Genomic DNA, 25980 nt, shown 5'->3' with positions numbered 1-25980 from the left:
TTTTGGCATACCTGGCATGACTGTTACTTCTCCCCCCCAGCCGCTCCATCGCCTGCTCAAAAATCGTGCTGTCCAGCGGTTTTTAGAATCTACCTCAGGGTTAATTGGGCTGGGGCTGACGGTGTTGATTGTTTTGGCTGCGCTGCTAGCGCCTCTTCTCAATCCTTATAACCCCGCCACCGATCGCGATTATGCCGCCCGTCTGCAAAGGCCAAGTTTGGAACACTGGTTTGGCGCAGATGGGCTGGGGCGCGATATCTTAACTCAGGTGTGGTACGGTTTGCGCACCTCTCTGGTGATTGGCTTAGTTTCAGTGCTAATTGGGTTAGTGATTGGGGTGGCACTGGGGCTGGCGGCTGGCTACTTTCGCGGTTGGATTGAGCGGGTCATTGGCTGGCTGACGGATGTGATGCTGGCGTTTCCGTCAATTTTGTTGGCGATCGCCGTGGTAACGGTTACTGGCCCTAGCGTGGTCAGCGTTATGTTTGCGGTGGGGATTGTGCAAATTCCTAAGTTTATTCGGCTGACGCGCAGTATGGTGCTGTCACTGCGCGAACAAGAATTTGTTCAGACGGTGCGGGCTTTTGGCGCTAAGCCCCCGCGAATTGTCTTTTTGCACATTTTGCCAGCCAGTCTCGCACCGCTGGTGGTGCAGGCAACCTTGGCGATTGGCACGGCAACGCTGGAGGCAGCAGGGCTGGGCTTTTTGGGGTTGGGTGCCCAGCCCCCTACTCCAGAACTCGGCACCATGCTATCAGATGCCTTTAAGGGAGGCTATTCGCTCTCGGCTCCCTGGACGATTGTGTTTCCGGGGTTGTTTATTACGCTGACGGTACTGGCATTTAACCTGCTAGGAGACGGCTTGCGCGATGCGCTAGACCCCAAAGGTAGCCGCTAAAAGGCTTAAAGCCCTAAACCTTGTCTGCTGCCAACTGCCGCTGCCGAATGTCTTCTAAATCTGCATCGGGAATGGCAGCAATTAGCTGGCGCGTGTAGGGTTGCTGGGGGGAATGGTAAATGTCTTCAGCCAGGCCAATTTCTTCAATCCGACCCTGGTTCATGACCATAATGCGATCGCTGACAAATTTAACCACGCTGAGATCGTGCGAAATAAAAATATAGGTGAGGCCAAACTCCTGCTGTAAATCTTTGAGCAAGTTGAGCACCTGCGCCTGCACCGATACATCTAGCGCCGACACCGACTCATCACAAATAATAAATCGGGGTTCGCAAGCCAGCGTCCGGGCAATACAGATCCGTTGCCGCTGTCCACCAGAAAACTCATGGGGCATCCGGCGCAGGGCGCTAGCGTCTAAGCCGACGCGCTCTAGCAGATTCACCGCGCGATCGCGTCTTGCCGTTGCTGAACCGCCCAATCCATGAATCTGCATCGGCTCTAGCAACGCGGAACCAATAGTTTGCCGACCATCTAGCGAACCGTAGGGATTTTGAAAAACAATCTGCATCGATCGTCGCAGTTGTCGCATTTCAGCCGCCGACAGTTCTAAAACTGACTGGCCATCAAAAACAATCTGTCCCAAAGTGGGTTCAATCAGCCGCAGCAGACAGCGACTCAGGGTTGACTTGCCACAGCCCGACTCCCCCACTAGCCCCAGCGTCTCGCCCGGAAACACTTCAAAACTGACCTCATCTACTGCTCGTAGCTCAGTTTTACGGGCAAAGAACCCTCGTCGCACCGGAAACGCCTTCACCAAATTCTGCACCCTTAACAGCGGCGATCGCCGAAACAAATCTTGTCGATGAGCCGCGATCGCTTGGGCATTGACCTCTGATAGCAGCGCTGCCTTTTCTTCAGGCGTCCGCACCGTGGCAAATACCGTTAGCTCGCCTTGTTCGTTGGGTCGCACCTCCATAAAGTCTGAAACCGTCGGCAACCGTTTGAGTTGCCGATGAGGCCGAGGACGACAGTTCAGCAGCCCTTGCGTGTAGGGGTGTTGCGGCTGGGCAAACAGGTCATAAACCGGAGCCGTTTCAACCAAGTTGCCCTGATACATGACCGCTACTGTGTCAGCAATTTCTGAAACCACTCCCATGTCATGGGTAATAAAAACAACCGAAGTGCCCCGCGAAGTTTGCAAGTCGCGCAGCAAGTCTAGAATCGTAGCCTGAATCGTCACATCTAGCGCTGTAGTTGGCTCATCGGCAATCAAGATAGTGGGATCACCCGCTAAGGCGATCGCAATCATTACCCGCTGTTGCTGCCCACCTGAAAGCTGATGCGGATAGCGCCCCAGAATACTGTCTGGATTGGGGAGCTTAACTTCGTCAAACAGCTCAATCGCTCTGGCTTTGGCAGACTTTGCATCTACATTTTGGTGCAGCATCAGCGCTTCTATAAGCTGATTGCCACAGGTATAAACCGGGTTGAGCGAGGTTAGCGGCTCTTGAAAAATCATCGAGATTTGCTGGCCGCGATACTTGCGTCGTTTTTCGGCAGAGAGCTTGAGCAAATCGACCGGGGCAGCCTCTGGGTGACGCGGATCGTTAAATAAAATTTCTCCTGAGAGCTGGGTGCTGGGGGGCAATAGCCCAATAATGGCCAAAGAAGTCACCGATTTGCCTGAACCCGACTCGCCAACAATCCCCAGGGTTTCCCCCGGCTTTAGCTGCAAAGACACGTTTTTGACCGCCTGCACCGACCCTTCCTTGGTCGGAAACGTGACACACAAATTGCGAACATCCAGCAGAGGTTTCATAGAGGTGACGCTGTTTTACTGATCAATCCTGCATCAAATTCAATTCTCAAACCGTATCCATCTGACAATTACGAAACTGATTAAATCCAGACAAACGGGTTGCCATCCCTATAATTCACATTTGGGATAGCGATCAGGCAACCGGATTCAAGCCATTTTTGCTAACAGCGGCTTTAGCCACCCGCCCGATAACGGCAACAGAAAGATAATTTTCAGGATAGCTTTATTCTTTGTTTTTGGCTGCTAGCCCAATCCTGAGATCAGCCCTTGTCTTTACATTTCTCTATCCTTTTGGGGGGCAATTGCGGGGTAAAATTGCCCCTATTAAAAATCAATTCAACTTGCTGATTCAGCGAGTTTTCTCAATGCACCTATGGGTGCAACATAGCTTTTAGGTCTGGCAATGTTTCAGTCAATGCCAGCTAATTTCGTTTAACTTTTGTTTCAAAATAGGCTGAGCAAATGAGCAACAATAATTGGCAAAAAGCTTATTGGAAAGCCAATACAGCTTTAATTCGTAACCTATTAATTATTTGGGCGGTTGTCTCTTTGGGCATGAGTATTTTGTTTGTGGTACCGCTCAACAATATTCAATTGGGCAGTGTTCCCTTTGGCTTTTGGATGGCGCAGCAAGGTTCAATTTATACGTTTGTGATCTTGATTTTTGTTTACGCCGTTCAGATGGATAAGCTAGAGCGCAAGTACAACCGTAAAAACGGCGATCGCTAGCAAAGCTCATTTCTAAACCTGGCTTTTGCCACCTGACTAAGCGATCGCTATTGGGGTTTGAGGCAGTTTCAATTTTAAGGATTGACTGTCTAAATTTTTGTTTTTATCCATTAGAAAAAAAGCTCGAAAGATGTCTGTTGAAGTTTGGACGACTGTTCTCGTCATTATTTCTTTTATTGTCTACATCTACATTGGTTGGCATTCCCGTGTGCAAGATACCAAAGGCTTTTTTGTCGCCGGACAGGGGGTGCCCGCCATTGCTAACGGAGCTGCTACCGCTGCCGATTGGATGTCTGCGGCTTCGTTTATTTCGATGGCCGGGTTAATTTCGTTTTTAGGCTACGACGGTTCTATTTACCTGATGGGCTGGACAGGCGGCTACGTGCTGCTGGCTCTGTTGCTAGCCCCTTATCTGCGCAAATTTGGTAAGTATACGGTGCCTGATTTTGTCGGCGATCGCTACTACTCCAACGTCGCCCGAATCGTGGCTGTGATTGCCGCCATCTTTGTGTCGATGACTTATGTTGCGGGTCAAATGCGCGGGGTGGGCATTGTCTTTAGTCGCTTCTTGCAGGTTGACATTAACACAGGCGTCATCATCGGCATGGTGATTGTGGCCTTTTTCGCCATCCTGGGCGGCATGAAAGGCATTACCTGGACTCAGGTAGCTCAGTATTGTGTGCTGATTGTGGCTTACCTGATTCCGGCCTTTGCCCTATCGATGATTTTGACCGATACTTTTTTGCCCCAATGGGGCTTTACCTTTAGCGACATTGTGGAACGATTAAACACGTTGCAAACAGATTTGGGCTTTGCTGAATACACTCAGCCTTTTGCCAACAAATCAATGCTGGACGTGCTGTTCACTACAATTGCGCTGATGGTAGGCACAGCCGGACTCCCCCACGTAATTGTGCGGTTTTACACAGTGCCTAGCGTCCGGGCGGCTCGTTATTCGGCGGGGTGGGCATTGCTGTTTATTGCTATTCTGTACACCACTGCGCCAGCGATCGCCGGATTTGCCCGCTACAACCTCGTCGAATCGCTGCACAACAAAACCCCTGAACAGGTGGAGCAGCTCGATTGGGCAACCAAATGGGAAAACACGGGTCTACTGGCGTTTGAAGACAAAAATGGCGATGGTCAGTTTCAGTTTGCCCCCGACACCGCAGCCAATGAAATTACGGTAGACCGCGACATTATTGTGCTGTCTACCCCAGAAGTCGCCAGCTTATCACCGTTTGTAGTTGCCCTGGTAGCAGCCGGAGGGCTAGCAGCGGCTCTCTCGACCGCATCGGGATTACTTCTGGTTATTTCCAGTTCTGTGGCTCATGACCTCTACTACCGCATTATCAATCCGGCGGCGTCTGAAGCGCAGCGGCTGATGGTAGGCCGGGTCATGGTGGGCTTTGCCATCGCCATCGCAGGCTATTTCGGCATCAATCCACCCGGTTTTGTGGCGCAAGTGGTGGCTTTTGCCTTCGGGCTGGCGGCGGCTAGCTTTTTCCCGGTGATTATCTTGGGCATCTTTGATAGTCGCACCAACAAAGAAGGGGCGATCGCAGGCATGATCAGCGGTTTGGTCTTCACCACTTTCTACATTGCTGGGGTGAAATTCTATGGCATGCCGACCTGGTTTTTCGGCGTTTCCGGCGAAGGAATTGGCACCGTCGGCATGGTGATTAACCTCATCGTTACCTTAGTGGTGTCGCGGTTAACGCCCCCGCCCCCGGCTGAAATTCAGGCTTTGGTAGAAGATCTGCGCGATCCAACCCATGTTCCTCTAGCTTTAGCCGACCTAGGTGAAGAAGAACTCGACTAGCTTCAACGCCAACTTGGCGTAGCTGCCTGAGAGTCGCAGCTACGCCATTGACGACTTCACCAACACCCACTCTGCGGCGATCGCTTGATTACGCCCTGCCGCCTTGGCTCGGTATAGCGCTTGATCAGCCGCTGCAATCAAATTCTTCGGTAAGTGTAGCCGACTGGGAATTTCAGTTGCGACTCCCAAGCTCAACGTTACCCGCTGACCAATCCGCGAGGCTGCATGGGGAATAGCCCGCTGCCAAACGGCTTGACGCAAAGCTTCAGCCAACAGCAGCGCTGTCTCCGCCGGAGTATTGGGTAAAACGACGGCAAATTCTTCACCGCCAAAGCGCGCCACCAATCCCTGCGGACTGACCAAGGTTTGACTCAAAAGCTGAGCAATTTGCTGCAGGCATTTGTCACCTTCTAGATGGCCGTAAGTGTCGTTATATTGCTTAAAGCAGTCAATATCGCACAAAATCAGAGACAGCGGCTGGTTGGCGATCTGCGATCGCTGCCAGTGGTCTTGCAAATATTGGTTGAAATAGCGGCGGTTAGCCACCTGTGTTAGACCATCTAGGTTGGCTAGCTGCTGCAACTCACAGTTAAGAATTTCAAGCGTCACCTCAGCCCGCCGCCGCTCTTCTACTTCTCGCTGTAGCTGCTGGTTTTTTTCGTGCAGTTCCTGGGTGCGAGCCGCTACCGTTTTTTCTAACTCTTCTACAAAAAGTGCATTTTGCAAGGCGATGCCCGCATGGATATTAAAAATTTCCAAAAAGGCCGCGTCTTCTTTGGAAAAGCCAGCCCGAAACTGAACCGGAGTGGTGCCGCCAGCAGGTGAATCTTCGGTTAAATGAGTTTGATTGCGCCGCTTATTCACAAGCTGCGTCACCCCAATTAGCTCACCGCTGGGGTCAAAAACAGGCACGCAAAGCAGGCTGTAGGTACGGTAGCCGCTAATGTGATCTACCTGCTGTGCCATCTCAGAGTCTTGGCGCTGATAGAGGTCATAGGGAATATTGCAAGCCTGCTTTTGGGCGGCTGCTCGCCCTACATAGCCTTGCCCAACAGCAATTTCCATCGTTTTAGAAGAGCCGTTTGCCGTCGGAATTTCAGCCCACAAGATCTGCCGTTGTCGATCGAGCAGCCATAAAGTACTGCGGTCGGCGTTCATCAACTGCTTGGCTTCATTCATCACTCGCTGTAGCGTTTCTTCTAGCCTCAGGCCACTTTGGCTCAGAGACTGGGTAGCTTTCATCAACGCAGCAGCAGCCTGCTGCTGCCGCGCCGCCGTATGAAAACGCTGAGAGCTTTCTAAAATCAGACGAATGGTATTACTAAAGTCTTTCAGCAGTTTTTCGTCTTGGGGGGTAAATCCTTGTGGATCGAGACGCTCAACAAACGCTTCGCAGTGGCTATGGGGCAGCAATTTGTTAAGCAACTGCACAACGGCCAAAAAATTTCCCTGCTGGTCAAAAAGCGGAACCGCTAGCACTGTGTAGGTGCGATAGCCCGTCTGCTGTTCGAGTTGTTTGGCCTCTTGCGATCGCGGATCGCTGTAGAAATCAAAGGGAATATTAATCGTCTGCTGCTGGCTAGCTACTAGCCCAGCCACTCCCTGCCCCAGGGGTAGGCGAATTTCGATGGGCTTGCCTGTATCTTGCTCAGCCACAATCGACCACAGCTCTTGATTGGTTTCATCCAGCAAAAAAATTGAGGTGCGATCAGCATTCAGCAACTCAGCAATCTTAAAAGCGATCGCCTCTAGCATGACGTGCAAAATTCGCTCAAACCCCTGATCTTGAAGCATCTGTAGCGACTGATTAACAATCGACAGTTCTCGCTCAAGCTGGCTGCTCACTTGCTTAAAAGACTGCTGTGTTAGCGGCATCAGAAAAGCCTGAAAGCTGCTCAAGAAATCGGCTGGCTGGCTGCGCGCAGCGGTAAATGAGGTCGTTGGAATTTTAGCCAAGTTGCGATTAAGAGCGACAATATGAAACCAATTTGCAGACAAAGTAGAGCTAAGCTGCAGGGCAAGAGACATGTGCAAGACTCCTGTGAATAAAAATGGCCATTGAGCCATTCAGGTAGATGCCTGATGCTGATTTTAAGGTGGGTTCAGGCCAAATGAAATCTTGGAAAATACGCAACTTGCTGTAGGTTTTTCAGCTAAATGCGCATTGACGACCAGAAAAAACAATTAGAAAGAATTGTCGGGTTTGTCCGGCTGTTCATTCGTTAGACTTTTGCCTTTTATCGCTGTAACCACCAGCATTGAGACACTCAAATTGCTGAACGCCGCTGACAGAAATACTTTCCTTTTGCCTGCTGCCTTTAACCTTCTGGCTTTAGCTCTATAACTGGCTGAACGCTCTTAACAGAAACGCTTTTCTTTTGCCCGCTGCCTTTGCAATATCTCCTGTTTAACAGTCTGGGAAAAATCACTGACGCTCCTCACCAAACAGAAAAAATTGGCGGGCAGCAATGTTTAATCAGCCGGAATAATGACTAGCTCAATGCGGTAACTCTGCGCCGCGCGATCGCCCCCAACCGGACGCGTTTGACCATAGCCAATAGGTAACCAGCGATAGCCCTCTCCCAACTGCGCCGCCAGATATCGCCGCACAGCCGTAGCCTGCAAAAAAGAAAGCTGGCGACTTTCATCTACAGTTGATTTTGGCTCCGTATGGGCACCAATCAGAATAGTCGCGCCGGGGTAAGTTCTAAGATCCGGCAACAGAGCCGTTAGCAAAGGTTCTGCTTCGGGGCGCAGTTGAGTGCTGTCGGCAGCAAACAGCACCTGACCAGGCAAAGTGATTTTGGGTAAAGGCAGGGTTGAAGGCGTAGCGTTGGGTAACGGTTCTAGCGGTCGCGATAAGGAAGGGTCGGCAGTTTGAGAAACTGAAGGGGCTGGTAGCGGAGTAATAGCCGCAGCAATGGCTTCTAGTCGATCTTCTAGCGCTCCGGGGGAGCGCGATTGTCCGACTTGAGTTTCTAGTTCAGCCGCGCGATCGCCTAAACTGGCTAGCTCATTTCTTAAAGCAGATAACTCAGCCGCAATGGTTTCTCGTTCTGCAGGCGTAAGATCGGGCCTAGACGCCGCTTCTGAGCTATCCCCGGCCGCTGACGTAGCAGGTATAGAATTCGGCACAATGACTTGTGGAGCAGTGTTCCCCTGCTGCCACCACTGTGGCAACTGCTGCAATTTTGTCACAATTCGGTTGCCTTGGCGTGAAACACTCTCCTGCAGTGGGGGGGATGACGTGGCTGGTGCTGGAAAAAACTGAGCAATCAAAAGACCCACCAGCCAAGCCAAAGTGCTGCTAACACCCAGCAACAGCAGCCGCACCCAAAATACCAGCAGCGATCGCAGCCAGCTTTCTTCAACGGCTATTGGCTCAGGGTTTCGTGGATTTTCGGCAGCAGTCCCGTCCTCAATCATTGCCTTGGGATCATAGTGGTGGGCGCTCTGTTCAGCGTAGCGAGAAACTTGCCGCCTCTAAGGGACAAAAGCTTAAAAGCAGCTTAAGTTCAAAGCGACTAGCTACTGCTGCGGCCATCCTTTCCAAGGATTTACCTCCAAAACGCCCGCTTCCGTAAACACCACTCGAAAGTCTACCTGCGGATCTGAAGCATCACTATCAGCCTCAACCAGCTCCGGCAAAGGCGTTTCTGCCGCAGTTGTGCGGCTGTTAGCGTCTAAGGCTTCATAGCCAACCAGATCCCCCGCTTCATTCAGGCGCACACGATAGGCTAAGTCTGAAGTCGGTTCAGGTCGATCGCGATCGCGTAGTGTTCGGTAAAGCTCTTGATTGAGATCTTCAATTAAGCTGGCTGTTCTAATCTCGTTCTCAATCGTTTCAGGTAGCGCCTGGGAGGAAGCCGCCTGGGAAACAGACGGTGCCGCCGACTCAGCCTGAGTGCTTTGAGCAACCGCTGTCCAGGGTTCAACGCCTAGCTCGCCTGATGGTGTAAACGTCACCCGAAACTGAGCAACTGGTTCTTGCTGGACTAACGCTTCATCAACCGGGATGTAGGTAAGTTCTGGCAGCGGCGTTGCATCTACATTGAGCAAGGCGGCATCGTTGACGTATTTGTAGCCAATAATATCTCCCTGGCTAGAAACCGCCACTCGATAAACCAGTTGATCTTCAAAGTCGGCTGGGCGGGTGAGTTGATCTTGCAAACTCGTTTCGAGTTGCTGTTGCAGGGTGGCAATTTGCGCCGCATCTGTAATAGCTGGAGAGGTTTCTACCCGCTCATCTAGCGCCGCTGCCGCTGCTACAACATCGGCTGGCTGAGCCGATGCGGTCGATGCGGTCGGATCCAGCGGAGCGGTTGGCGGCTCCTCAGCCAACGTGTTTTCATTGGCGGTGCCGCTGCTTTCTTCTGAGCCAGGGGTTGGACGCTCAGGCGGCGTAAACTTGGGAGTCGGCACAAAAAACAAGGCCACGGACGCAACGGCTAAAGTAGAGGCTCCAATAACGGCAGGGAGGGCACGCTGGGTGACGGGTTTGTCAGCTTTAGCATAGCGGCGGGGTAAAGAAGGCACACTAAAGCTAATTTCAGGCAGGGTTTGGCTGTCAGCCAAGAACTGATCAACCGCTTCAATCAAATCAAAGAGCTGCACCGTTGTCAGCTTAATTTCTGTGGCATTTCCTGAACCTGCCACTTCAGCCCCGTTAGCAGGCTCTGGCGATCGCACCAGCAGGTGATGGTAAGGGCCTTCGCCCTGATGCAACTCTACCGTTGGCACAGCGCCGTGGGTGCGCGGATGGTGCGGCAAGCCGCTAAGCAGTTCCTGGCCGTACTGATTGACCGTGTTGACTAAGCTTTCAAAAAAAGCGCGATCGCCTTTGAGTACCTGAGCTGAGTTGCCCAAATGACATTCGGCACTCACCAAAATATTCATCGTCTCCGAAAAGGCTTGCCCGCTTTGGGTGCTCAGACCTTCCAGGATGAGATTACAGTTGGGTAGCGTATATTGGCGTTGAATCGTCATGCAACCTCTCCATCAAACAAGCTACTCCAGAGGCGCTGAGGGCCGTGGGTACCCGTACATAGCAACAACTGGCTCAGCAGTTCAATTGCCAGCTCGTCTAGCTTTTCGTCAGAGTTATAAGCCATCACAGCCGCCCGCCGGGGATTCATGCGAGAACGAAAATGCGCCCGAAATCGATTGAGATAGTCTGCCAACCGAAAGTGATGTTCTAAAGCTAGCTGCTTGTCGCTGAGCTGCTGGTAACCGAGCAATAGCTGCCGGATTAACACGGTCAGGCGTCGAGCCAAGTGGCACGCAATTAAAACTAACGCCTTAGCTTCTGCTATGGACAGGGGCCGACGCTGATTCGAGCGGCGCAAAGGATTGGTACTGCGTACTAGCCAAAGCCCAACCCGTCCAGGAATGACGCTATTGAGTTCTAACTCCTGAGCCGTTGACAGCATTGCTTCCGACGCTTTTAGATCAAGAGCTTCTAGCGCCAGTAGCAAAAAATCAATTTGGATTTTGGTGCGGCGAGGACAGCCCTCGCCAAGGACATCTGGATCAGGCAGGCTGTCCAAAATAAGAGACATCGCAGTTTCCGGTGGGCTATATACTTGCATGCAGCTTCAGCGCTATCCAGCAGAATTCTATCAAAACACGGTTGTGGCTTTAGTAGATTGGAGAAATGGCCGAACCCCGACGGGTTAAAACCGCGATCGCTGGCTTGATCTCCTGCCACCTAACTATTAAATAGGTAAATCCACAGCGGTAGTATGCCCAACAGCGCTACCGTTGTGAGCGCTATGCTTAGGGTCATCAGATCTCGGTTGAGGTCGTATTCTTCTGCCAAAATGATGCCTGCAAAGGCACTTGGCATGCCCGACATCAAAACCAGCGCCAGACACGCAGGCTGAGGCAACCCCAAGGCGATCGCCAAAAGGCCAATGCCACTCGGTACTAAGCCTACCTTAATCAAACTGGGTACCAGGGCTAGCGATAGGTACGTCCAGTTTTTTAACTGGCTGAGCCGCATTCCCAGCAGCAGCAGCGCCATCGGAATCACAATCCAAACCGACTGCTGCAACCCTCGTTCCACCCCTTCCGGAAACGGAACGATTCGCAACGTCAGGCTAAGGATCATAGCCCAAAGAGAGGGCATCGTCACCAGATCTTTAAGTCGCTGCCAGCGCGAATGGGGCAGTTCGGCGCGGCCATAGGTGCTAGCCACAAAAACGCCTAAACCATAGCTGCCAATGAGATTGTGAGCAACGCTATAAAAAACCGTCCAGCTCAAGTAGCGATCGCTGACAAAAACAGGGGCGATCGCCAAACCGACAAACCCCGTATTGCCAATCATCGCCGCCAGGGTAAAACTGCCCTGCAAGGCGCGATCGCTCCAATCTACCTCAGGCACCCACGGCTTGAATAGAGACAACTGACTCAGCATTTGCCCCAAGCGCCAGCCCAGCTCTGCCAGCACCAACCCTAAAATTAAAGCAACGGCAGTGATGACTGGCGTTAAACCAATATCGCTGGAAAGGTCAGCCCGACGAATGAGGCTAAAAATTTCTAGCGGCACGCCCACCCAATAGAGCGATCGCCCCAAAAAGCGCGGAACCGCCTCTGGCAAAAGCCGAAAGAGAATCAGTCCCAAACCTGGCCATAGTAAAAGCGGAACGTAGGCCTGAAGCAGGCTGTCAGCCATAGAAGTTTGCTAATCATCGCAATAGTCCATTGTCCTACAAGACTAAGCCATTTCACGGCTGGTCTCGTTAAACAATCTAGGTAGGTATGGGCTGGCGCTGCGATCGCGCCAGCGTTCAGTTTTCTCAAGCCCTAAACCCTAAACGCTAGCAATGCGTCATGATGAAACAATAATCTGACCGCTGTTTTAGCCGTTTTGACTGAGTCGCTATGTCTCCTCGCTTACTGATCATTGGTCTTGACTGCATGGAACCTTCCCTGGTGTTTGACCAGTGGCGATCAGACCTGCCGACGCTGTCGCGGCTGATGGCACAGGGCAGCTATGGCCGCCTAGAAAGCAGTATTCCCGCGATTACAGTGCCCGCCTGGAGCTGCATGATGAGTGGCCGCGATCCGGGGGAACTGGGAATTTATGGCTTTCGCAATCGCCAAAACCGAAGCTACGACTCTATGGCCATTTCCGACGGGCGGGCGGTGCGGCTGCCGCGCCTGTGGGATATTTTGGGCGAAGCGGGCTGGCACGTTTCGGTGCTGGGGGTTCCTGGCACTTCTCCGCCTTATCCCGTCAACGGTTCGCTGGTATCTTGCTTTTTGACCCCCAACCCTGAAACCGCCTTTACCCACCCTCCTGAGCTAGCCCAGCAAATTTTGAGCTGGATGCCCGACTTTTTGCTAGATGTGCCGCATTTTCGCTCCGAAGATAAGCAACGAATTTTAGACAACATCTATACGCTTTGCAACCAGCGATTTTTGCTAGCCCAAAAGCTCATTGACCAAGATTCACCTGACTTTTTAATGCTGGTAGACATGGGAGTCGATCGCATTCACCATTCTTTTTGGAAACCGATGGATGTCAATCATCCCCAGCATCAGGCTGGCTCAGCCTTTGCCAATGCCATTCACGATTATTACTGTCATGTCGATCAGCAAGTAGCGCAGCTTTTAGATCGCTGTGGCAAAGAGACGGCTGTGTTGGTCATTTCTGATCACGGGGCACAGCCTTTAATGGGCGGCATTTGCTTAAACGAATGGCTAATTGCCGCGGGCTACCTGGTTCTTAAAGAACCCCCCGCTGAAGTGCAGGCTTTAGATGCCGCAGCCGTCGATTGGAGCCAGACCAAAGCATGGGGCGCAGGAGGCTACTATGGGCGAATTTTTCTAAATGTCAAAGGGCGAGAACCGCAAGGAATAGTGCCCATGGCTGACTATGAAAATACGCGCACTGAAATTATTGAAAAGCTCTCAGCTTTGCCCAGCCCCACCGGATCATCCCTCAACATCAAAATCTTTCGACCGCAAAAGATTTACCAAAAGGTGCGCGGCTTAGCCCCGGATCTGATTGCCTACTTTGATGATTTGGCTTGGCGATCGGTCGGTAGTGTCGGCTTGGGCAGCTTCTACACCACCAACAACGACACGGGGCCTGATGATGCCAATCATGCTCCCTATGGTCTGATGATTTTTCACGATCCGCAGCAACCCAAGGGGGGGCAGGTACTGGCAGCGGCACAAATTTACGATATTTTGCCTACGCTGCTGAGTCGCTATGGTTTGGCGGCTCCAGCCGATTTGCGGGGTAAGGTGTTGCCTGTTTGAAGGTAGCCAACGGCTGGCGCTAAAACTTGATTGAAGCAGGTCGATAAAACTGTAGTCTCGCTAGCCCCAAATACTGCGACAAACCTTCTGCACCGGGAGGATAAGCCTCCAGCCGATATTGATAGGTGCCTTCGTCAGGATTGCCGCGCACGTCTAAAGCCAGGGTTAGTTGCTGTCCCGGCGGTACGGGTGGATTGAAGCTAAGGGTCACCGTACGACTGGTCGTGTCGTTAACCACAAACTCTAAAGGCAGGTCAGAACCGCGATCGCGGTAAGTGCCAGTAAAGGCCGTTGTGCGACGAGCGCTAAAGCGGGGATAGTCGCTGCCAAGGGTTTGGGTAATGGTGACTTGTTCTAGGGACTCACCTGCTGACGCGGGTAGATCTAGAGTGAAATAGTAGGTCGTTTGTCGCCCTTCTAAGTTGTTGGGCACCCGGGTATCTTGCAAGCGAGGCGGCTGCACAAAGTAAGCCGGAGGAGAGGCGGCAGGCGGGGATGGAATGGCTTCCGCGATCGCGCTAATGCGCTCTAGCGACGTTCCAGACGGGGCATTTTGCTGAGCCTGATGCAAAAACGTATTGACCGGAATGCCCAGATTAAAGCCAGCCCTCACTACGGTTGGATCAGCCTCATAGCTTGGCAGGTAAACTTCGCGCCCTTCTGCCTGACCGTGGATGCCCACCACCTCCCCCTGTTGATCAAAAATAGGCCCACCACTCATGCCTTCGCGCGTGACGTTTGTATAGATCAAGCCATAGCCCCCCGGCAGAGGTCGCCGGGGTAGCCCCGAAATTTGGCCTGTCGTCAGTTGATAGATATGCGGAATAGCATTTCCTGCCGCTGGCCAGCCAGCAATAAATACCGTGTCTCCTTCCGAGAGGGTATCGGAATTGCCCAGCTTGGCTTTTTCGTAAGCTTGGCGGCTGTTAAACTGCAAGACCGCCAAATCTACTGACGGCATCAGTTGCACTGTGCGATAGCTCAAAGGATAAGTGGTTTCGTCAGGTGCCACAATTTCGTATTCGTCTTCGGTGGCAACCACGTGCTTAGCCGTTAGCACATAGTAGGTGTCTCCTTGCTGGTCAAAAATAACGCCTGAACCAGCGTTTTGCCCCGCAATTAAAACGGTAGTTCCTTTGGCGATCGCATTGACATCAGCACCACTGAGCTGAGCCAAAACCTGTAGCGGCACAATCACCAAAGCGCTCATACCCGCGATCGCCCCACCAACCCTAGACGTCAGCTTGAAAAACCGCATCTTTCACCTCCGGGCTAAGTTTAATAGCGCTGCGGGATGCTGGAGAAGGCTCTCCAACAGATAAAGCCGGATATCCCCCTTGTAGATAACGGGCAAAGGAAACATATAGCCGTGGCCCTGTTTCTTCAATGGGGCCATCATTCGGTACGCGAATTTGCAAAATGCGCTGTAGCGCTGTTCGGGGTCGTACTTCAGGCTGCAAGGCAAACAACCGTCCCTGACAGCCGCCGCCTGCCTGCGACGCAGCGCAAGCGACCAGTTCGCCATTCATCCGTCCGGTGGTGATGTAGGCCGTCTCGGTCGCCAGATACGTTTGGAACTGCTCAGTAGCAGCTTCACAGGCCGATGCAGCAGTAGCTCCAGGGGCGATCGCAATCTCATTGCTGCTCCACTGCACCACCGCAACAATACCCTGCGACGTTTGGGCAACGGTTGTGGGCACGCCCGCTTGCAAGCGACAGTCAAACGTAACTACTGCTTCTGCTTGAGCGGCTTCAACGCTGGCCAAACCTACAAGGGCGATCGCCACTACCCCCAGGCTAGTCCTCAAGCGACCCATAGCCTTCCGTTTCCCCCCTCACTCAGTAGTTCTATTCTATGCAAGGGATTCAGCCGATTTCAGGAAGCCGTGAGAATTGTTTAAGGTGAGCGGCGACTGCAAGAGTCAAAGGTAGCAGGCAGCAGACAGAAGGAAAGCTTTTCTGGCAGCGGCTTTTTGCAATTGGCAGATCTTAACGCTGGTAATGACAGCCCTAGCTGCAGAACGCCAAACAGCTACGGTAAGCTGAATGCATCGATTTGTTGGATCACCAGTGCAGGGATTTCTCAATCTCCATAAGCCCACCGGGTTTACTTCGCATGACTGCGTCGCCAAAGCCCGCAAACTGTTGGGAATCAAAAGAGTCGGCCACGCGGGGACGCTAGATCCGCTAGCCACTGGCGTTTTACCCATTGCCATAGGCCGCGCTACCCGGTTGATTCAATATCTGCATCCCGATAAAGCGTATCGAGCGGTCATTCGCTTTGGCTTGGCTACCACAACCGATGATCTCGAAGGCGAAGAAATCAAAGCAAAACCTGTTCCTGATCTACAGCTAGAAACGGTTGAAGCCGCCTTAATCTCGTTTCAAGGCACGATTGAACAGGTGCCCCCTACCTACAGCGCCATTCAGGTGCAGGGACAACGGCTTTACCGTCAGGCTCGCCGAGGTCAGGCGATCGCCGCCCCTACCCGCAGCGTGACGGTTTACGACATTAAAGTTTTAAGCTGGGTACCTGGCGACTATCCAGAACTCGAAGTTGCGATCGCTTGTGGTTCGGGCACCTATATTCGTTCGCTAGCGCGAGATCTGGGCTTAGCTGTAGGGACGGGGGCAACCTTAGCCAACCTCGTACGCACCTGGAGTAGTGGTTTTGCTCTTGATACCAGCTTGACGTTAGAAAAGCTGACGGAACAAACGCAAGCAGGGCTATTTGTACCTGTAGCTCCCGCCGCCGTTTTACAACACCTGCCAGGTTTGACCTTGCCATTTGCCCAGGCAACTGCTTGGACTCACGGCCAAAAGATCATGCTGACCGATGAAACGCTAACGGCGGCGGTTAGTCTGCGGATTGAAGATCCGGGGCGACGCTTTTTAGGCATTGGCGCGATCGCCGAAACACCTCAGGGTCGGCAACTGGTGCCCAAGATGGTCTTTGCACCGGGTGGAGAATAAAAAACAGTTCAACTCAATGAATGCCTGCTAAGTGATAGATGTCACCGACTAAGTCAATATGCTTAGCTGGGAGCAGGCGATAAGCGTTTGCTTAGTCATTCAATGTTTGACGGCTGATCGGGCATCAAGTAGCTTCACGATTAAATGAGCGATGGGTTTTGATCAGAATCCACCCCCCAACACACGAACCTACAGCCTCAAGCTGTGCTCTGGTCAACAACACTTGTCGCCAGTTTTTTCTCTAATGTATAAAATCAAACCTACTGGAAGGCTATGGTGAAACGACGGCTTCAACAATAGACCGGACAGGTATGCCAGTTGTGGAAGTGAGTAGAAAAATGGTTGAAAAAATCAAAAAGACAGACAGCCAATGGCGAGAACAGCTCACGCCAGAGCAATATCACGTAACTCGCGAAAAGGGTACTGAGCGTGCTTTTTCAGGAAAGTATCACGACAACAAGCAGTCAGGTACTTACAAATGTATCTGCTGCGGCACACCCTTATTTAGTTCAGCAGAAAAATTTGACTCGGGTACAGGCTGGCCCAGCTTTTGGGCACCCGTCAAAGAAGAGAACGTAGAAACCAAAATGGACTTTAGCCACTTTATGGTTCGCACTGAAGTTTTATGCGCGACCTGTAATGCCCATTTAGGTCACGTCTTTCGAGACGGCCCCCAACCGACCGGATTGCGTTACTGCATGAACTCAGCCGCTCTAGATTTTGATCAAAAAAGCTAGGCTTATGCTTACACTTAAGAGTTAAATTCTCAGCAGCCAAGCTATAGCTAAAAGTAGCAGGACAACAGCAAAATGAAAGTTTTTTTGACAGAAAATCTTTAAGGGGGTTTCAGCCATTTAAGGCTTTCAACGCTGATAGCTACAGCTCTATCTTCTTCAAAATCTATATCTGCTACTCTTTAGAGAGTGTTTGAAAAGCCAGGGGCTGTGATTTTAGACACTCATCGATCTCTCCTAGCCCCCTGAAAAGGGGGAATCAGATCGGAAGTCCCCCTTTTTGAGAGGGATTTAGGAGGATCTAGACCGTTTTGCTACGCAGCAGATATCTTTTCAAACATCCTCTTAGTAACGGCCAAAGCTAGTTGTCTTTGGCCGTTATTTTTGGTAGTCATTATTCATAATTTGCATAAGGGAAATGCAGGTTTAGCATCAGAAAAAATGGTTTGTACTGGGATACACCAAATAGCCAAACGCATTTTAGTAATTTAGCTGAAACGGTGAATTGTGCAGCAGGCAATTTAATGAGTATGTGGCTTAACCTGGTACTGAACTGGGGTCAACTACTCACTTATTTTAGCCATGTCGTAAACTCCTTTGAGGCTACTAAAATTGTCTACTCAGACTGATTCGTCCCCAGAAAGTGAGCAGATTTTTGTTGGCAAAGATTCTGAAACTAGCCGTCAGCTAACCTATTTGCAGCTTGTCATTTGCTCAGCTGCTATTGGTATAGTGGGAGGTGTCGTAGCAACCACCTACTACTTTGTTTTAGAAGCGCTGATGGCGGGTGCTTGGCAAACGGTGCCGGAGGCGATCGCTCCTTTTTTTCCCAACTGGTTGCCAAAGGCTAACTATGTTTGGATGGCAACAACGGTTGGTGGCTTGGGTGTGGGCGTGATCCTGACCTGCATGGGGTTACCCGGAGAAATGGCTCAAGTTGTTGACAAAATTCATAACCCAGGGCGGATTGATGTCCGCAAAACGCCCGCGATGGTAATTGCTTCGTTAGTTGCTATAAGCGCTGGTGGAAGTGCTGGGCCAGAAGCGCCTTTAGTACAGGTAAATGGCAGTTTCGGTAGCTGGTTGGGAGACAGGTTAAATTTAGATACTACCTCCGTTCGCGTCCTCACTTTTTGCGGCATGAGTGCGGCGTTGGGCGCTTTTTTTGGTGCCCCGATCGGAGCGGCTATTTTTGCCTTAGAAATTCCTCATCGGCGGGGATTAGAATATTACGAAGCGGTAGCACCGGCTGTCATTTCAGCTATCTTGTCGTTTGCGGTTTTTCGCATTAGTACTGGCATGACCATTGGCGGCTTTTATCACTTTGAATCGGTGCCCCCTCTCGTGCCCATCAATCTGTTAGAAGGTTTGCTGTTAGGGGTCGTCGGCGCAGGGGTAGCTGTGATCTTTATCTATGTGTTTCGGGGGGTAGGTCATTTGCTAGCGCCGCTAGCCGCCTACCGTATTTTGTTAGCTACGCTAGGCGGGCTGTTGATTGGTTTGATTGCCTTTGTTTTTCCGCAAACACTTTTTTTCAGTGAAGCTCAAATTCATACAGTTATTGAAACTGGAGCGTTATTAGGAATTGCAGCGTTGCTGATGATTGCTGTCGCTAAGATGTTTGCTATTAGCATTACGCTACATTCTGGCTTTTTGGGAGGCTTTATCTTTCCGCTATTTTTTATAGGTGCCAATGTAGGGCTGGCGATCGCCTTGGCAATTCCTCAGGTGCATCCAACGGTAGGCATGGTTTGTTTAATGGCGGCTGTCAATGTAGCTGTCACCAAAACCCCGATTAGCACCAGCATTATCCTCAGCGTCTTGTCCGGAACGGCGATGCTGCCTGTAATTGTCATTGCTAGCTTTACCAGCTTTTTGCTGACCAGCCAGATTTCTATGATTCGAACCCAGCGATCGCGGATGCCCTCAGAGACTGCCCCGTCTGTTGCGACCCAAACTCAGCTCGCGATGGGATTGTAAAGGCTAAACCAAAGCGTTCAGTATCGCTAGCCAACGGTGGCGCTCAAGCAAAAAAAACCGGAGAACCTTCAAACTGACCCGACAGCTATAAAGCAGCTGTCTTTGCAGAAGATTCTCCCGGCATGACCTTAGGTACTTCGGATAAACCCAGTGTCTGCGTTTTTAGTCAGATCGTCGATGGAGAAAAGTCAGTAAAAAGTTCAGGAAAGTTCAGGTGCCCAGTGAAGTACCCCAAAATGCCACGGCGCAATCTCTAGTCAACCGTTTGAACTCGGCAGACGGCCAGAGATAGGGCTACCTTATAAGCAGATGTGCTCGTAGCTGTTCGCCTATGCTTCCGCTGCTAGAACCCACCCTTCCCACCAAGATTCAAAAAATGAAGCAGCGGGTGCAGTGGCAGCATCCGCTGATGGTTGAAAACAGCATCGATCAAACCCATTTTGTGATCGACGATGGCTGTAAGCAGGATGAAAGCTTCTCTTTTTTAGTCATTGGCGACAGCGGCTCAGGTAGCCACGGTACGCACGACCCGCAGCGACGAATTGCTGAGCAAATGCTGCCCCATCACGCTGACTGTCGCTTTCTGCTGCACACGGGTGATGTCGTTTATCAAAGCGGCTCTAGCGAACAATATCCCGGCAACTTTCTTCAGCCCTACCGGGAGTTTTTAGTGGGTGGCGATCGCCCTGAGCAAATTCCCTATGATCAAATGGTGTTTGCCTTGCCGTTTTTGCCAGTACTGGGCAATCACGACTATTACGATTTGCCTCGCTTGTATAGCTTGTTTGCCCCGCTAATTCAACCCTGGCGACGCTGGCGGCGTCAGCCATTACAGCGCAACATTGGCCGCCATGGTTCCTTTCAGGGAGATGCGTTTGCACGGGCGTTTTTAGACTACCTAAAGGGGCTAGCGCCCCCAGCGCTAGCCCACCACCTCGATCGCCACTACACTGCTCAAACAGAAACAGGCCGCTGTCTGCGCTATCAGCCAGGGCAGTTTACCCGCCTGCCCAATCGCTACTACAGCTTTCGCTACGGCGGCATCGATTTTTTTGCTTTAGATTCCAGCACGCTCAATGCCCCCTCGCCGCTACCCAACGATCACTATGGCGACAGCTACCGACAAATGTTGCAAGCACACCGTCGGGCGATCGCCGCTGAAGCCGCCCAAATTGAGGCCGAAGCCGCCCATCTGCAGGCAACCATCGCTGCCGAAGCAGAGCGCCTAGACGACCTCAGCAGCAAGCTAGAGCAACTGGCTGAAATTCGCCGCGACATCGATAAGCAGCTAGCTGCTCAAACCATTGAAACCGTTGACCTAGAACAACTGCTCTGGTTAAAAGAGCGGCTAATTGCCTCCTGGCAAAATCCCCAAGTACGCGGACGAATTTTGTTTTTTCATCACCCGCCCTATGTCAGTGAAGTCACCAAGTGGCGACAAGGGCAAACCCTGGCTGTGCGACAGCATTTACGCTGGGCACTCGATGGCGTCGCAGCGGCCATCGGCCATCACAATCGCGGCGATCGCCCCTGGGTCGATCTGGTACTCAATGGTCATGCCCATTGCTTTGAATATTTACGTACGCTCGATACCGGCCACGCTGATGCCCATCTCAATTGGATTGTCTGCGGCGGCAGTGGTCTCAGCCTCAGACGGCAGCGACCGGAAGGAGCCGAACTAAATGAAATGTTTCCTCAAGCTGAAGCGCCTTATCGTGAAAAGCGCTTAGTGGCTAAGTCTCAGTTGTATGTCGGCCTTGAAGGTCATCGCCATGAACGGCGACGGCCCTACTCGTTTTTGCGCATCGATGTGCAGGCGACAGCAACGCCTCAGTTTGTAGTGCGCCCTTACATTTCAGAGCGATACCACCAAACCTGGCAAGATTATGAGCTTAATGCCATTGTGCTTTAATGAACACGCGCATAAGCTAGATCTTGAATTAACACAGCCCGAGTGCTGATATAAGAGCCAACCGCGCTGCATTCTTCCGGGCTAAGGCAAACATCGTTTGTGATTTGCCCCAGCAAATACTGCGTTAGGCCGTCGCTGCCGAGCCGGGTCAGAATGTCAGCGGGGGTTTTTTCGATTCTGGACCAGAGCAAACGCAAGAGAGAAGCATTCATGTTTGTCCGTCCTACTTAACAGGAACACGAAAGAAAGCGATTTTTATCTAGAGTTTTATATTTTCTTTAGATTTCTAGGACTAGACTAACGCTACTGCGAGAAAGCTACAAGGGGACTATGGTAAAAGTTATCGCAACTGGCGGATTTATAACGTTTGACAATCAGACTATGTATTTGCATTAAGAATGACAAAGTCAAATATCTTTCTGGGTTAAAAAAGCCCCCTGCGCGATCGCATACCAAAGGCCAGGTACTAGCTTTAGAGCCATTTGCCCCGCTTTCCGGCGCTGCCCCGCCTACATGACTTGAGCCATGCCTAAAGCTACACACCCCAGCAGCAGCCTCTAAGCAGCGCTAGCGATCGCTGGTAGGGGTAGAAGACTGCATTTGGTTAAGTCCAACACTTTTAGAAGGCTAGTTTTCCACAGAGTTTTCCACAATTCCTCTACCCTGCGAAACAACAAGCTAACACCAAAAGCCAAAAATTCGGTAGCCTAGCTGCCAGCTTGAGCGGTTCAACCGGAAGCAGCCGGAGCAGTGGAGCAAATTGGAGCTGAGGTTGTGATCTTCCTCCCCCCGTCAGACAACGCTGCTCCCCTAGCTCCTTTACACTGCTTTCAAAAGGGCTAGCTGGCCAGGATGCTCACTTGACTGCTGATGTTTCTATCATTATTCCAGCGCTAAATGAAGCTGGCTATCTAGAGCGCACGATTAGACAGTTGCGTTTGCTCACCCCTGCTGTGCGAGAAATAATTTTGGTCGATGGGGGTAGTGATGATGAAACGGTGGCGATCGCCAAAGCTGCGGGTCTTACCGTGGTGGCTTCTGCCATAGCCCAGCGATCGCACCAAATGAATAAGGGAGCCGAGCAGGCTAAGGGTAAATTTTTGTGCTTTTTGCACGCCGATACGCAGGTACCGGATGACGTGGCGGCTGTCATTGAGCAAACCTTAGAGAATCCTGCGATCGCCTGTGGTGGCTTTGTTTCGCTCATGAGTGGGCCGCTGCAAACCCACTGGGGCATTAGCTTGCATAACTTTTTGAAAACCTACTATGCGCCGTTGCTATTTCGGCCTCACTTATTTGGCCGGGGGTGTCGGCTATTGTTTGGCGATCAGGTGATGTTTTGCCCGCGATCGCTGTTTTGGCAGTGTGGGGGGTTCAATACTGATCTACCGATTATGGAAGAAGCGGATTTGTGTGTTCGCCTCAGCCGCTATGGTCGAATTCGGCAGGTGAATCGGGTGGTGCAGTCTTCTAACCGCCGGGTGGCTAAGTGGGGGCCTTTCAAGGCGCACCTGATCTATTTGAGTATTGGCTGTCTGTGGGGGCTAGGGGTTTCGGCTCGCTGGCTCAAGCGCTTTTATGAAGAGGTGCGCTGATTCAGGCTCCAGTCGTAGGGTAAGTAGGCGATCGCTGCGGTGTCGGGGGGAGAAGGGTCGCTTTGCCAGTGGCGTTGAATGTAGGCGGTGAGCGAAGGTGCAACTTGCAAAAAATCTGCTTTGTACCATTTGAAGATTTGGCTACAGTAAAGCGTTTGCCGATCGCGGTCATAGCGAACTTTAGCCCGGTTATTGATAAAAAGTTGAGCATCGTCTGCAAGCTGCGATCGCACCTGAGCGGGCCAATAGGCTTGAGGTCGCAACCGCGGACAGCCGACGGCGGCACACACCAAAGCAAAGTGAATTCGAGGTTCTTGAAACTGCGGGCGCAAAATATCGTGTTCTAAAGTATTGAGGCTAACGCGGCGATCGCCGAGCGGGTAGAGGGGCCGCAGAAAAAAGTAGAAAAAAGCGACCCAGTTTGGCACTCCCAAAAGGCGAGGGCGAATAGTTGACAGGGGATATCGCTGGAGGATCTGCTGAACCACCAGCGCGTTGTAGAGGTTAATCAGCAGCGCCAGTTGTTGATCACAGGTGAGGGAAGCCAGTTCTATACCGACCAGGCTAGTCAACCAGTGAGACAACTCAGCCGCCGCCGTTTGCTGCCAGCGCTGATAATCAACCTGACCCTGGGGGGTGACGTAAGTTTGCAGTAGCTGATCCCAAACTGAAAAGTCCATCCGCGTGACCACAAGGCGTTTATAAAAATTACGTAAAATGTCTGAGGAAATACGGAGCGATCGCCCCCGCCCTCTTTACAGTAACTTCTGACCTCTAAATTTTGATTCAAAACGTATGCGTAGTTATCGGCTGGGATGGCGATCGCGGGTGGTTTTAGGCGTGCTGCTGGGGTGGGGTTGGGCTACGGCTGGCGAGGCTGCTTTACTGGTGGGCAATACAGCCTTAACAGCGGATGGTCGTGGGTACAACGTGTTGCGCTTTGATGAGCAAACGGGCGCTTTTTTGGGTGAGTTTATCCCCACGGGAAGCGGCGGGTTGGTTTCGCCCGATGACCTTACCTTTGGGCCAGATGGCAACCTCTATGTCAGCAGCGGTAACGATAATGCTACCCCCACGGTCGAACCTTCCGCTATTTTGCGCTTCGATGGCATTACGGGCGAATTTATTGATGTCTTTGCCACCAGCCCAACGCTCAATCGTCCCTATGGCAATGCTTTTGGGCCAGATGGCAATCTCTACGTCGCCAGCTTTCTTTCCGATGAAATTTTGCGCTATGACGGCGTTACGGGTGAATTTATTGACGTTTTTGCCACAGGTAATGGCCTGCCGGGTGGACTCAACGGCCCCAACGATTTGCTGTTTTTGCCCGATGGTAGCTTGCTGGTGACAACCCAGGGCAGCGTTGCTGTCAATGGCGAACCTGACTTTAGCTTGGGCTTACCCAGCCAGATTTTGCGGTTCGACATGACGACTGGCGTGTCTACGGTTTTTGCTGACCAGCCTATTCCTACGCCCGATAGCTTTGGCTTTGTGAGCTTTTTAGGGCTGGCGATTGGGCCGGATGGCAATTTGTTTACGAGTGACTTTGCCAATGGTATTCGGGTTTATGACCTGGCAACGGGTAATTTACTGGAGACGTTTTCGACTAACTACACCGCAACGCTGCCCAGCAACAACTTTATCGGTAGCCTGACGTTTACGCCGGATAACCTTTTGTTTAGTGTGGGCTTTGATCTAACACAGCCCAATAATTTGGGGGCGATTCTGCGCTATGACGGCTTTACTGGGGAGCCGCTGCCGTCTGCGGGTAATTCTGGCCCCATTTTTGTACCGACGAATGCGAATTTGATTCGCCCCATTGGGATTACTTACGCCGATTTACCGCCTGTACCAGAGCCAGGTTTGGGGATGGGGCTGTTGTCATTGGCGGCGCTGGGGTTGCGGCTCAGACGGGGGGTTAGCAAGGCGTAACCGCTAGCAAAGCGATCGCCTACTGATTTTGCAACAAGCGCCAGCAATCGCGGGCGATCGCCCATTCTTCTTGCGTATGAATTACCCAAACCTGCACGGCTGAATCAGGGGTTGAAATGCATTGATCAACAGGCGATCGCGTCAGCTTAGCCTCATCTAGCTTCAACCCCAAAAAGCCAAAAGCTTCTGCGATTGCTTGCCAGATATTGGGTGAGTTTTCACCAATGCCAGCGGTAAACACCAAAGCATCTAAACCGCCTAAAACCCCTAGCATGGATCCAATATGACGGCGCAGCGAGTGGATAAACATATCCAGGGCTAGGGCGGCTCGGTGATCGCCTTGGGCGATCGCCTGGTTGATTTGCCGCATGTCACCCGATGGGCCAAAAATACCCTTCAGCCCCGAAGCTTTGTTTAACAGATGGCTAAGCTGCTTGGCATCGTAAGTATCTTGCTGCACTAGCTGTAGCACCAGCCCCGGATCAACCGAGCCAGAACGACTGCCCATCATTAGCCCTTCTAACGGGGTATAGCCCATCGTTGTATCGAGGCTGTGCCCATTTTGCACCGCTGCCAACGAGCAGCCATTTCCTAGATGGCAGGTGATTAAGCGCAGGTTTTGCAAGGGCTGATCAAGCAACTGCGCCGCTCGTCCAGCACAGTATTGATGGCTAATGCCGTGAAACCCATAGCGGCGAATACCTTGCGATCGCCAGTCGTAAGGCACCGGGTAAGTAAACGCCGCCTCTGGCATTTGAGTATGAAAAGCGGTATCAAAGGCCGCTACCTGGGGCACATCGCCTAAGATTTCGCTGATCGCCTGAATGCCTTCTAAATTACGCGGATTGTGTTCGGGTGCCAGCGGTATGAGTGATTCAATGGTCTGTTGAACGGTGTCGTCGATCCGCACGCTTTCAGCATAGTTTTCACCCCCGTGAACGACGCGATGACCGACAACAGCGATCGCCGCTGGCTCCTCAATTACCTGCGTATCACCACTCCAGAGCGTTTCAAGTAGCCGCGACAGCCCTTGCAGACGCGAAGAAACCGACAGTACGGCCTCATGAGTCGCCCCGGCTGCGGTTTTTACCGTTAGCTCGACTTGGTTTTGCTGGTGTGTCCAGTCGAGTTGCCCTTGCCACAGCGGTTGCGGTGGGTCGGGGGGCAACGTCTCGGTAGTCAAATCATAGAGGCGGCATTTGTGGCTACTGGATCCAGCGTTAAGGATGAGAACCTTCATGGGAGAGGGGGGTGGGGGGAGTTGGGGGAGTTGGGGAAGGTTGGGGGGAGGGGGGAGAGGGAGGGGAGGGGAGGGGGG

The 25980-nt window shown here is 51.9% G+C and carries 21 protein-coding genes; 10 read left to right on the top strand and 11 right to left on the bottom strand.

The features are described from left to right. The first annotated feature begins 16 nt into the window (after window positions 1-16). Window positions 17-898, top strand: a complete 882-nt coding sequence (locus ACTS3T_RS00630; RefSeq protein ID WP_462934595.1) for an ABC transporter permease — start codon at window positions 17-19, stop codon at window positions 896-898. A 13-nt stretch (window positions 899-911) separates the two neighbouring features. Here ACTS3T_RS00630 and ACTS3T_RS00625 read toward each other — a convergent pair whose 3' ends face one another. Continuing rightward, entirely contained in the window at window positions 912-2717 is a 1806-nt protein-coding gene (locus tag ACTS3T_RS00625; protein ID WP_462934594.1) for an ABC transporter ATP-binding protein, read from the bottom strand. Window positions 2718-3179: 462 nt separating this feature from the next. Between ACTS3T_RS00625 and ACTS3T_RS00620 the strand changes: the two genes are divergently transcribed. Both ACTS3T_RS00620 and ACTS3T_RS00615 read left to right on the top strand, forming a co-directional pair. Continuing rightward, window positions 3180-3446, top strand: a complete 267-nt coding sequence (locus ACTS3T_RS00620) for a DUF4212 domain-containing protein (RefSeq protein WP_462934593.1) — start codon at window positions 3180-3182, stop codon at window positions 3444-3446. A gap of 130 nt (window positions 3447-3576) precedes the next feature. Further along, window positions 3577-5268: a sodium:solute symporter family protein gene (locus ACTS3T_RS00615; RefSeq protein ID WP_462934592.1), complete on the top strand. Its 1692-nt coding sequence runs from the start codon at window positions 3577-3579 to the stop codon at window positions 5266-5268. 39 nt (window positions 5269-5307) lie between these two features. Here the strand turns inward: ACTS3T_RS00615 and ACTS3T_RS00610 are convergent, their stop codons facing one another. The 5 genes from ACTS3T_RS00610 to ACTS3T_RS00590 form a co-directional block, all read right to left on the bottom strand. Next, entirely contained in the window at window positions 5308-7296 is a 1989-nt protein-coding gene (locus tag ACTS3T_RS00610) for a diguanylate cyclase domain-containing protein (protein WP_462934591.1), read from the bottom strand. Window positions 7297-7740: 444 nt separating this feature from the next. Next, a complete protein-coding gene (locus ACTS3T_RS00605) occupies window positions 7741-8694 on the bottom strand; it encodes an OmpA family protein (RefSeq protein ID WP_462934590.1) in 954 nt (317 codons plus the stop codon). Window positions 8695-8796: 102 nt separating this feature from the next. After that, window positions 8797-10254 (bottom strand): DUF4335 domain-containing protein, encoded by a 1458-nt coding sequence (locus ACTS3T_RS00600; protein WP_462934589.1) that lies wholly within the window; start codon window positions 10252-10254, stop codon window positions 8797-8799. Then, complete coding sequence (locus ACTS3T_RS00595; protein ID WP_462934588.1) at window positions 10251-10856, bottom strand: DUF3038 domain-containing protein; 606 nt, start codon at window positions 10854-10856, stop codon at window positions 10251-10253. Before ACTS3T_RS00595 ends, ACTS3T_RS00600 begins: the two co-directional genes overlap by 4 nt. A gap of 119 nt (window positions 10857-10975) precedes the next feature. Further along, window positions 10976-11941, bottom strand: a complete 966-nt coding sequence (locus ACTS3T_RS00590; RefSeq protein WP_462934587.1) for an AEC family transporter — start codon at window positions 11939-11941, stop codon at window positions 10976-10978. A 209-nt stretch (window positions 11942-12150) separates the two neighbouring features. Between ACTS3T_RS00590 and ACTS3T_RS00585 the strand changes: the two genes are divergently transcribed. Continuing rightward, entirely contained in the window at window positions 12151-13536 is a 1386-nt protein-coding gene (locus tag ACTS3T_RS00585; protein ID WP_462934586.1) for an alkaline phosphatase family protein, read from the top strand. Between the two features lie 19 nt (window positions 13537-13555). Here the strand turns inward: ACTS3T_RS00585 and ACTS3T_RS00580 are convergent, their stop codons facing one another. Beyond that, window positions 13556-14794: a DUF2808 domain-containing protein gene (locus ACTS3T_RS00580; RefSeq protein WP_462934585.1), complete on the bottom strand. Its 1239-nt coding sequence runs from the start codon at window positions 14792-14794 to the stop codon at window positions 13556-13558. Next, window positions 14769-15353, bottom strand: coding sequence for a COP23 domain-containing protein (locus tag ACTS3T_RS00575; RefSeq protein WP_462934584.1), 585 nt, complete (start codon window positions 15351-15353; stop codon window positions 14769-14771). The genes ACTS3T_RS00580 and ACTS3T_RS00575 overlap by 26 nt, the downstream gene beginning before the upstream one ends. 229 nt (window positions 15354-15582) lie before the next feature. Here ACTS3T_RS00575 and truB point away from each other — a divergent pair, with 229 nt between their 5' ends. The 4 genes from truB (at window position 15583) to ACTS3T_RS00555 (ending at window position 21135) form a co-directional block, all read left to right on the top strand. Next, the gene (gene truB / locus ACTS3T_RS00570) at window positions 15583-16509 is read left to right on the top strand and encodes a tRNA pseudouridine(55) synthase TruB (RefSeq protein ID WP_462934583.1); all 927 of its coding nucleotides are present in this window, start codon (window positions 15583-15585) and stop codon (window positions 16507-16509) included. A 338-nt stretch (window positions 16510-16847) separates the two neighbouring features. After that, window positions 16848-17246 (top strand): peptide-methionine (R)-S-oxide reductase MsrB, encoded by a 399-nt coding sequence (gene msrB, locus ACTS3T_RS00565; RefSeq protein WP_462934582.1) that lies wholly within the window; start codon window positions 16848-16850, stop codon window positions 17244-17246. Window positions 17247-17855: 609 nt separating this feature from the next. Next, on the top strand, window positions 17856-19223 hold the full coding sequence (locus tag ACTS3T_RS00560; RefSeq protein ID WP_462934581.1) for a chloride channel protein: 1368 nt from the start codon (window positions 17856-17858) through the stop codon (window positions 19221-19223). Window positions 19224-19554: 331 nt separating this feature from the next. Continuing rightward, complete coding sequence (locus ACTS3T_RS00555) at window positions 19555-21135, top strand: metallophosphoesterase family protein (protein ID WP_462934580.1); 1581 nt, start codon at window positions 19555-19557, stop codon at window positions 21133-21135. On the opposite strand, the gene ACTS3T_RS00550 is transcribed toward ACTS3T_RS00555, so the two are convergent. Next, window positions 21132-21347 carry a hypothetical protein gene (locus tag ACTS3T_RS00550; protein WP_462934579.1) on the bottom strand — a complete coding sequence of 72 codons (216 nt, stop codon included), beginning with the start codon at window positions 21345-21347 and terminating at the stop codon, window positions 21132-21134. The genes ACTS3T_RS00555 and ACTS3T_RS00550 overlap by 4 nt on opposite strands. Window positions 21348-21995: 648 nt before the next feature. Here ACTS3T_RS00550 and ACTS3T_RS00545 point away from each other — a divergent pair. After that, window positions 21996-22730 (top strand): TIGR04283 family arsenosugar biosynthesis glycosyltransferase, encoded by a 735-nt coding sequence (locus tag ACTS3T_RS00545; RefSeq protein ID WP_462934578.1) that lies wholly within the window; start codon window positions 21996-21998, stop codon window positions 22728-22730. On the opposite strand, the gene ACTS3T_RS00540 is transcribed toward ACTS3T_RS00545, so the two are convergent. Then, window positions 22712-23410 carry a DUF547 domain-containing protein gene (locus tag ACTS3T_RS00540; RefSeq protein ID WP_462934577.1) on the bottom strand — a complete coding sequence of 233 codons (699 nt, stop codon included), beginning with the start codon at window positions 23408-23410 and terminating at the stop codon, window positions 22712-22714. The two genes, ACTS3T_RS00545 and ACTS3T_RS00540, sit on opposite strands and share 19 nt — an antisense overlap. Window positions 23411-23525: 115 nt before the next feature. On the opposite strand from ACTS3T_RS00540, the gene ACTS3T_RS00535 reads away from it, so the two are divergent. After that, on the top strand, window positions 23526-24662 hold the full coding sequence (locus ACTS3T_RS00535; RefSeq protein ID WP_462934576.1) for a Vgb family protein: 1137 nt from the start codon (window positions 23526-23528) through the stop codon (window positions 24660-24662). Between the two features lie 19 nt (window positions 24663-24681). Here the strand turns inward: ACTS3T_RS00535 and ACTS3T_RS00530 are convergent, their stop codons facing one another. Next, window positions 24682-25902: an acetate/propionate family kinase gene (locus tag ACTS3T_RS00530; protein WP_462934575.1), complete on the bottom strand. Its 1221-nt coding sequence runs from the start codon at window positions 25900-25902 to the stop codon at window positions 24682-24684. Between the last annotated feature and the right edge of the window lie 78 nt (window positions 25903-25980).

It is taken from the genome of Almyronema sp. (genome assembly GCF_052168255.1).
Classification (GTDB): domain Bacteria; phylum Cyanobacteriota; class Cyanobacteriia; order Phormidesmidales; family Phormidesmidaceae; genus Sphaerothrix; species Sphaerothrix epifaneia.
Note: the sequence above shows the minus strand (reverse complement) of the source record. Positions and strands in the feature narration are given on the sequence as shown.

Bases quoted from the DNA above. Each gene is read 5' to 3' on its own strand.
- ACTS3T_RS00630 (WP_462934595.1), top strand. From the start codon at position 17: ATGACTGTTACTTCTCCCCCCCAGCCGCTCCATCGCCTGCTCAAAAAT.
- ACTS3T_RS00625 (WP_462934594.1), bottom strand. From the start codon at position 2,717: ATGAAACCTCTGCTGGATGTTCGCAATTTGTGTGTCACGTTTCCGACC.
- ACTS3T_RS00620 (WP_462934593.1), top strand. From the start codon at position 3,180: ATGAGCAACAATAATTGGCAAAAAGCTTATTGGAAAGCCAATACAGCT.
- ACTS3T_RS00615 (WP_462934592.1), top strand. From the start codon at position 3,577: ATGTCTGTTGAAGTTTGGACGACTGTTCTCGTCATTATTTCTTTTATT.
- ACTS3T_RS00610 (WP_462934591.1), bottom strand. From the start codon at position 7,296: ATGTCTCTTGCCCTGCAGCTTAGCTCTACTTTGTCTGCAAATTGGTTT.
- ACTS3T_RS00605 (WP_462934590.1), bottom strand. From the start codon at position 8,694: ATGATTGAGGACGGGACTGCTGCCGAAAATCCACGAAACCCTGAGCCA.
- ACTS3T_RS00600 (WP_462934589.1), bottom strand. From the start codon at position 10,254: ATGACGATTCAACGCCAATATACGCTACCCAACTGTAATCTCATCCTG.
- ACTS3T_RS00595 (WP_462934588.1), bottom strand. From the start codon at position 10,856: ATGCAAGTATATAGCCCACCGGAAACTGCGATGTCTCTTATTTTGGAC.
- ACTS3T_RS00590 (WP_462934587.1), bottom strand. From the start codon at position 11,941: ATGGCTGACAGCCTGCTTCAGGCCTACGTTCCGCTTTTACTATGGCCA.
- ACTS3T_RS00585 (WP_462934586.1), top strand. From the start codon at position 12,151: ATGTCTCCTCGCTTACTGATCATTGGTCTTGACTGCATGGAACCTTCC.
- ACTS3T_RS00580 (WP_462934585.1), bottom strand. From the start codon at position 14,794: ATGCGGTTTTTCAAGCTGACGTCTAGGGTTGGTGGGGCGATCGCGGGT.
- ACTS3T_RS00575 (WP_462934584.1), bottom strand. From the start codon at position 15,353: ATGGGTCGCTTGAGGACTAGCCTGGGGGTAGTGGCGATCGCCCTTGTA.
- truB (WP_462934583.1), top strand. From the start codon at position 15,583: ATGCATCGATTTGTTGGATCACCAGTGCAGGGATTTCTCAATCTCCAT.
- msrB (WP_462934582.1), top strand. From the start codon at position 16,848: ATGGTTGAAAAAATCAAAAAGACAGACAGCCAATGGCGAGAACAGCTC.
- ACTS3T_RS00555 (WP_462934580.1), top strand. From the start codon at position 19,555: ATGCTTCCGCTGCTAGAACCCACCCTTCCCACCAAGATTCAAAAAATG.
- ACTS3T_RS00550 (WP_462934579.1), bottom strand. From the start codon at position 21,347: ATGAATGCTTCTCTCTTGCGTTTGCTCTGGTCCAGAATCGAAAAAACC.
- ACTS3T_RS00540 (WP_462934577.1), bottom strand. From the start codon at position 23,410: ATGGACTTTTCAGTTTGGGATCAGCTACTGCAAACTTACGTCACCCCC.
- ACTS3T_RS00535 (WP_462934576.1), top strand. From the start codon at position 23,526: ATGCGTAGTTATCGGCTGGGATGGCGATCGCGGGTGGTTTTAGGCGTG.
- ACTS3T_RS00530 (WP_462934575.1), bottom strand. From the start codon at position 25,902: ATGAAGGTTCTCATCCTTAACGCTGGATCCAGTAGCCACAAATGCCGC.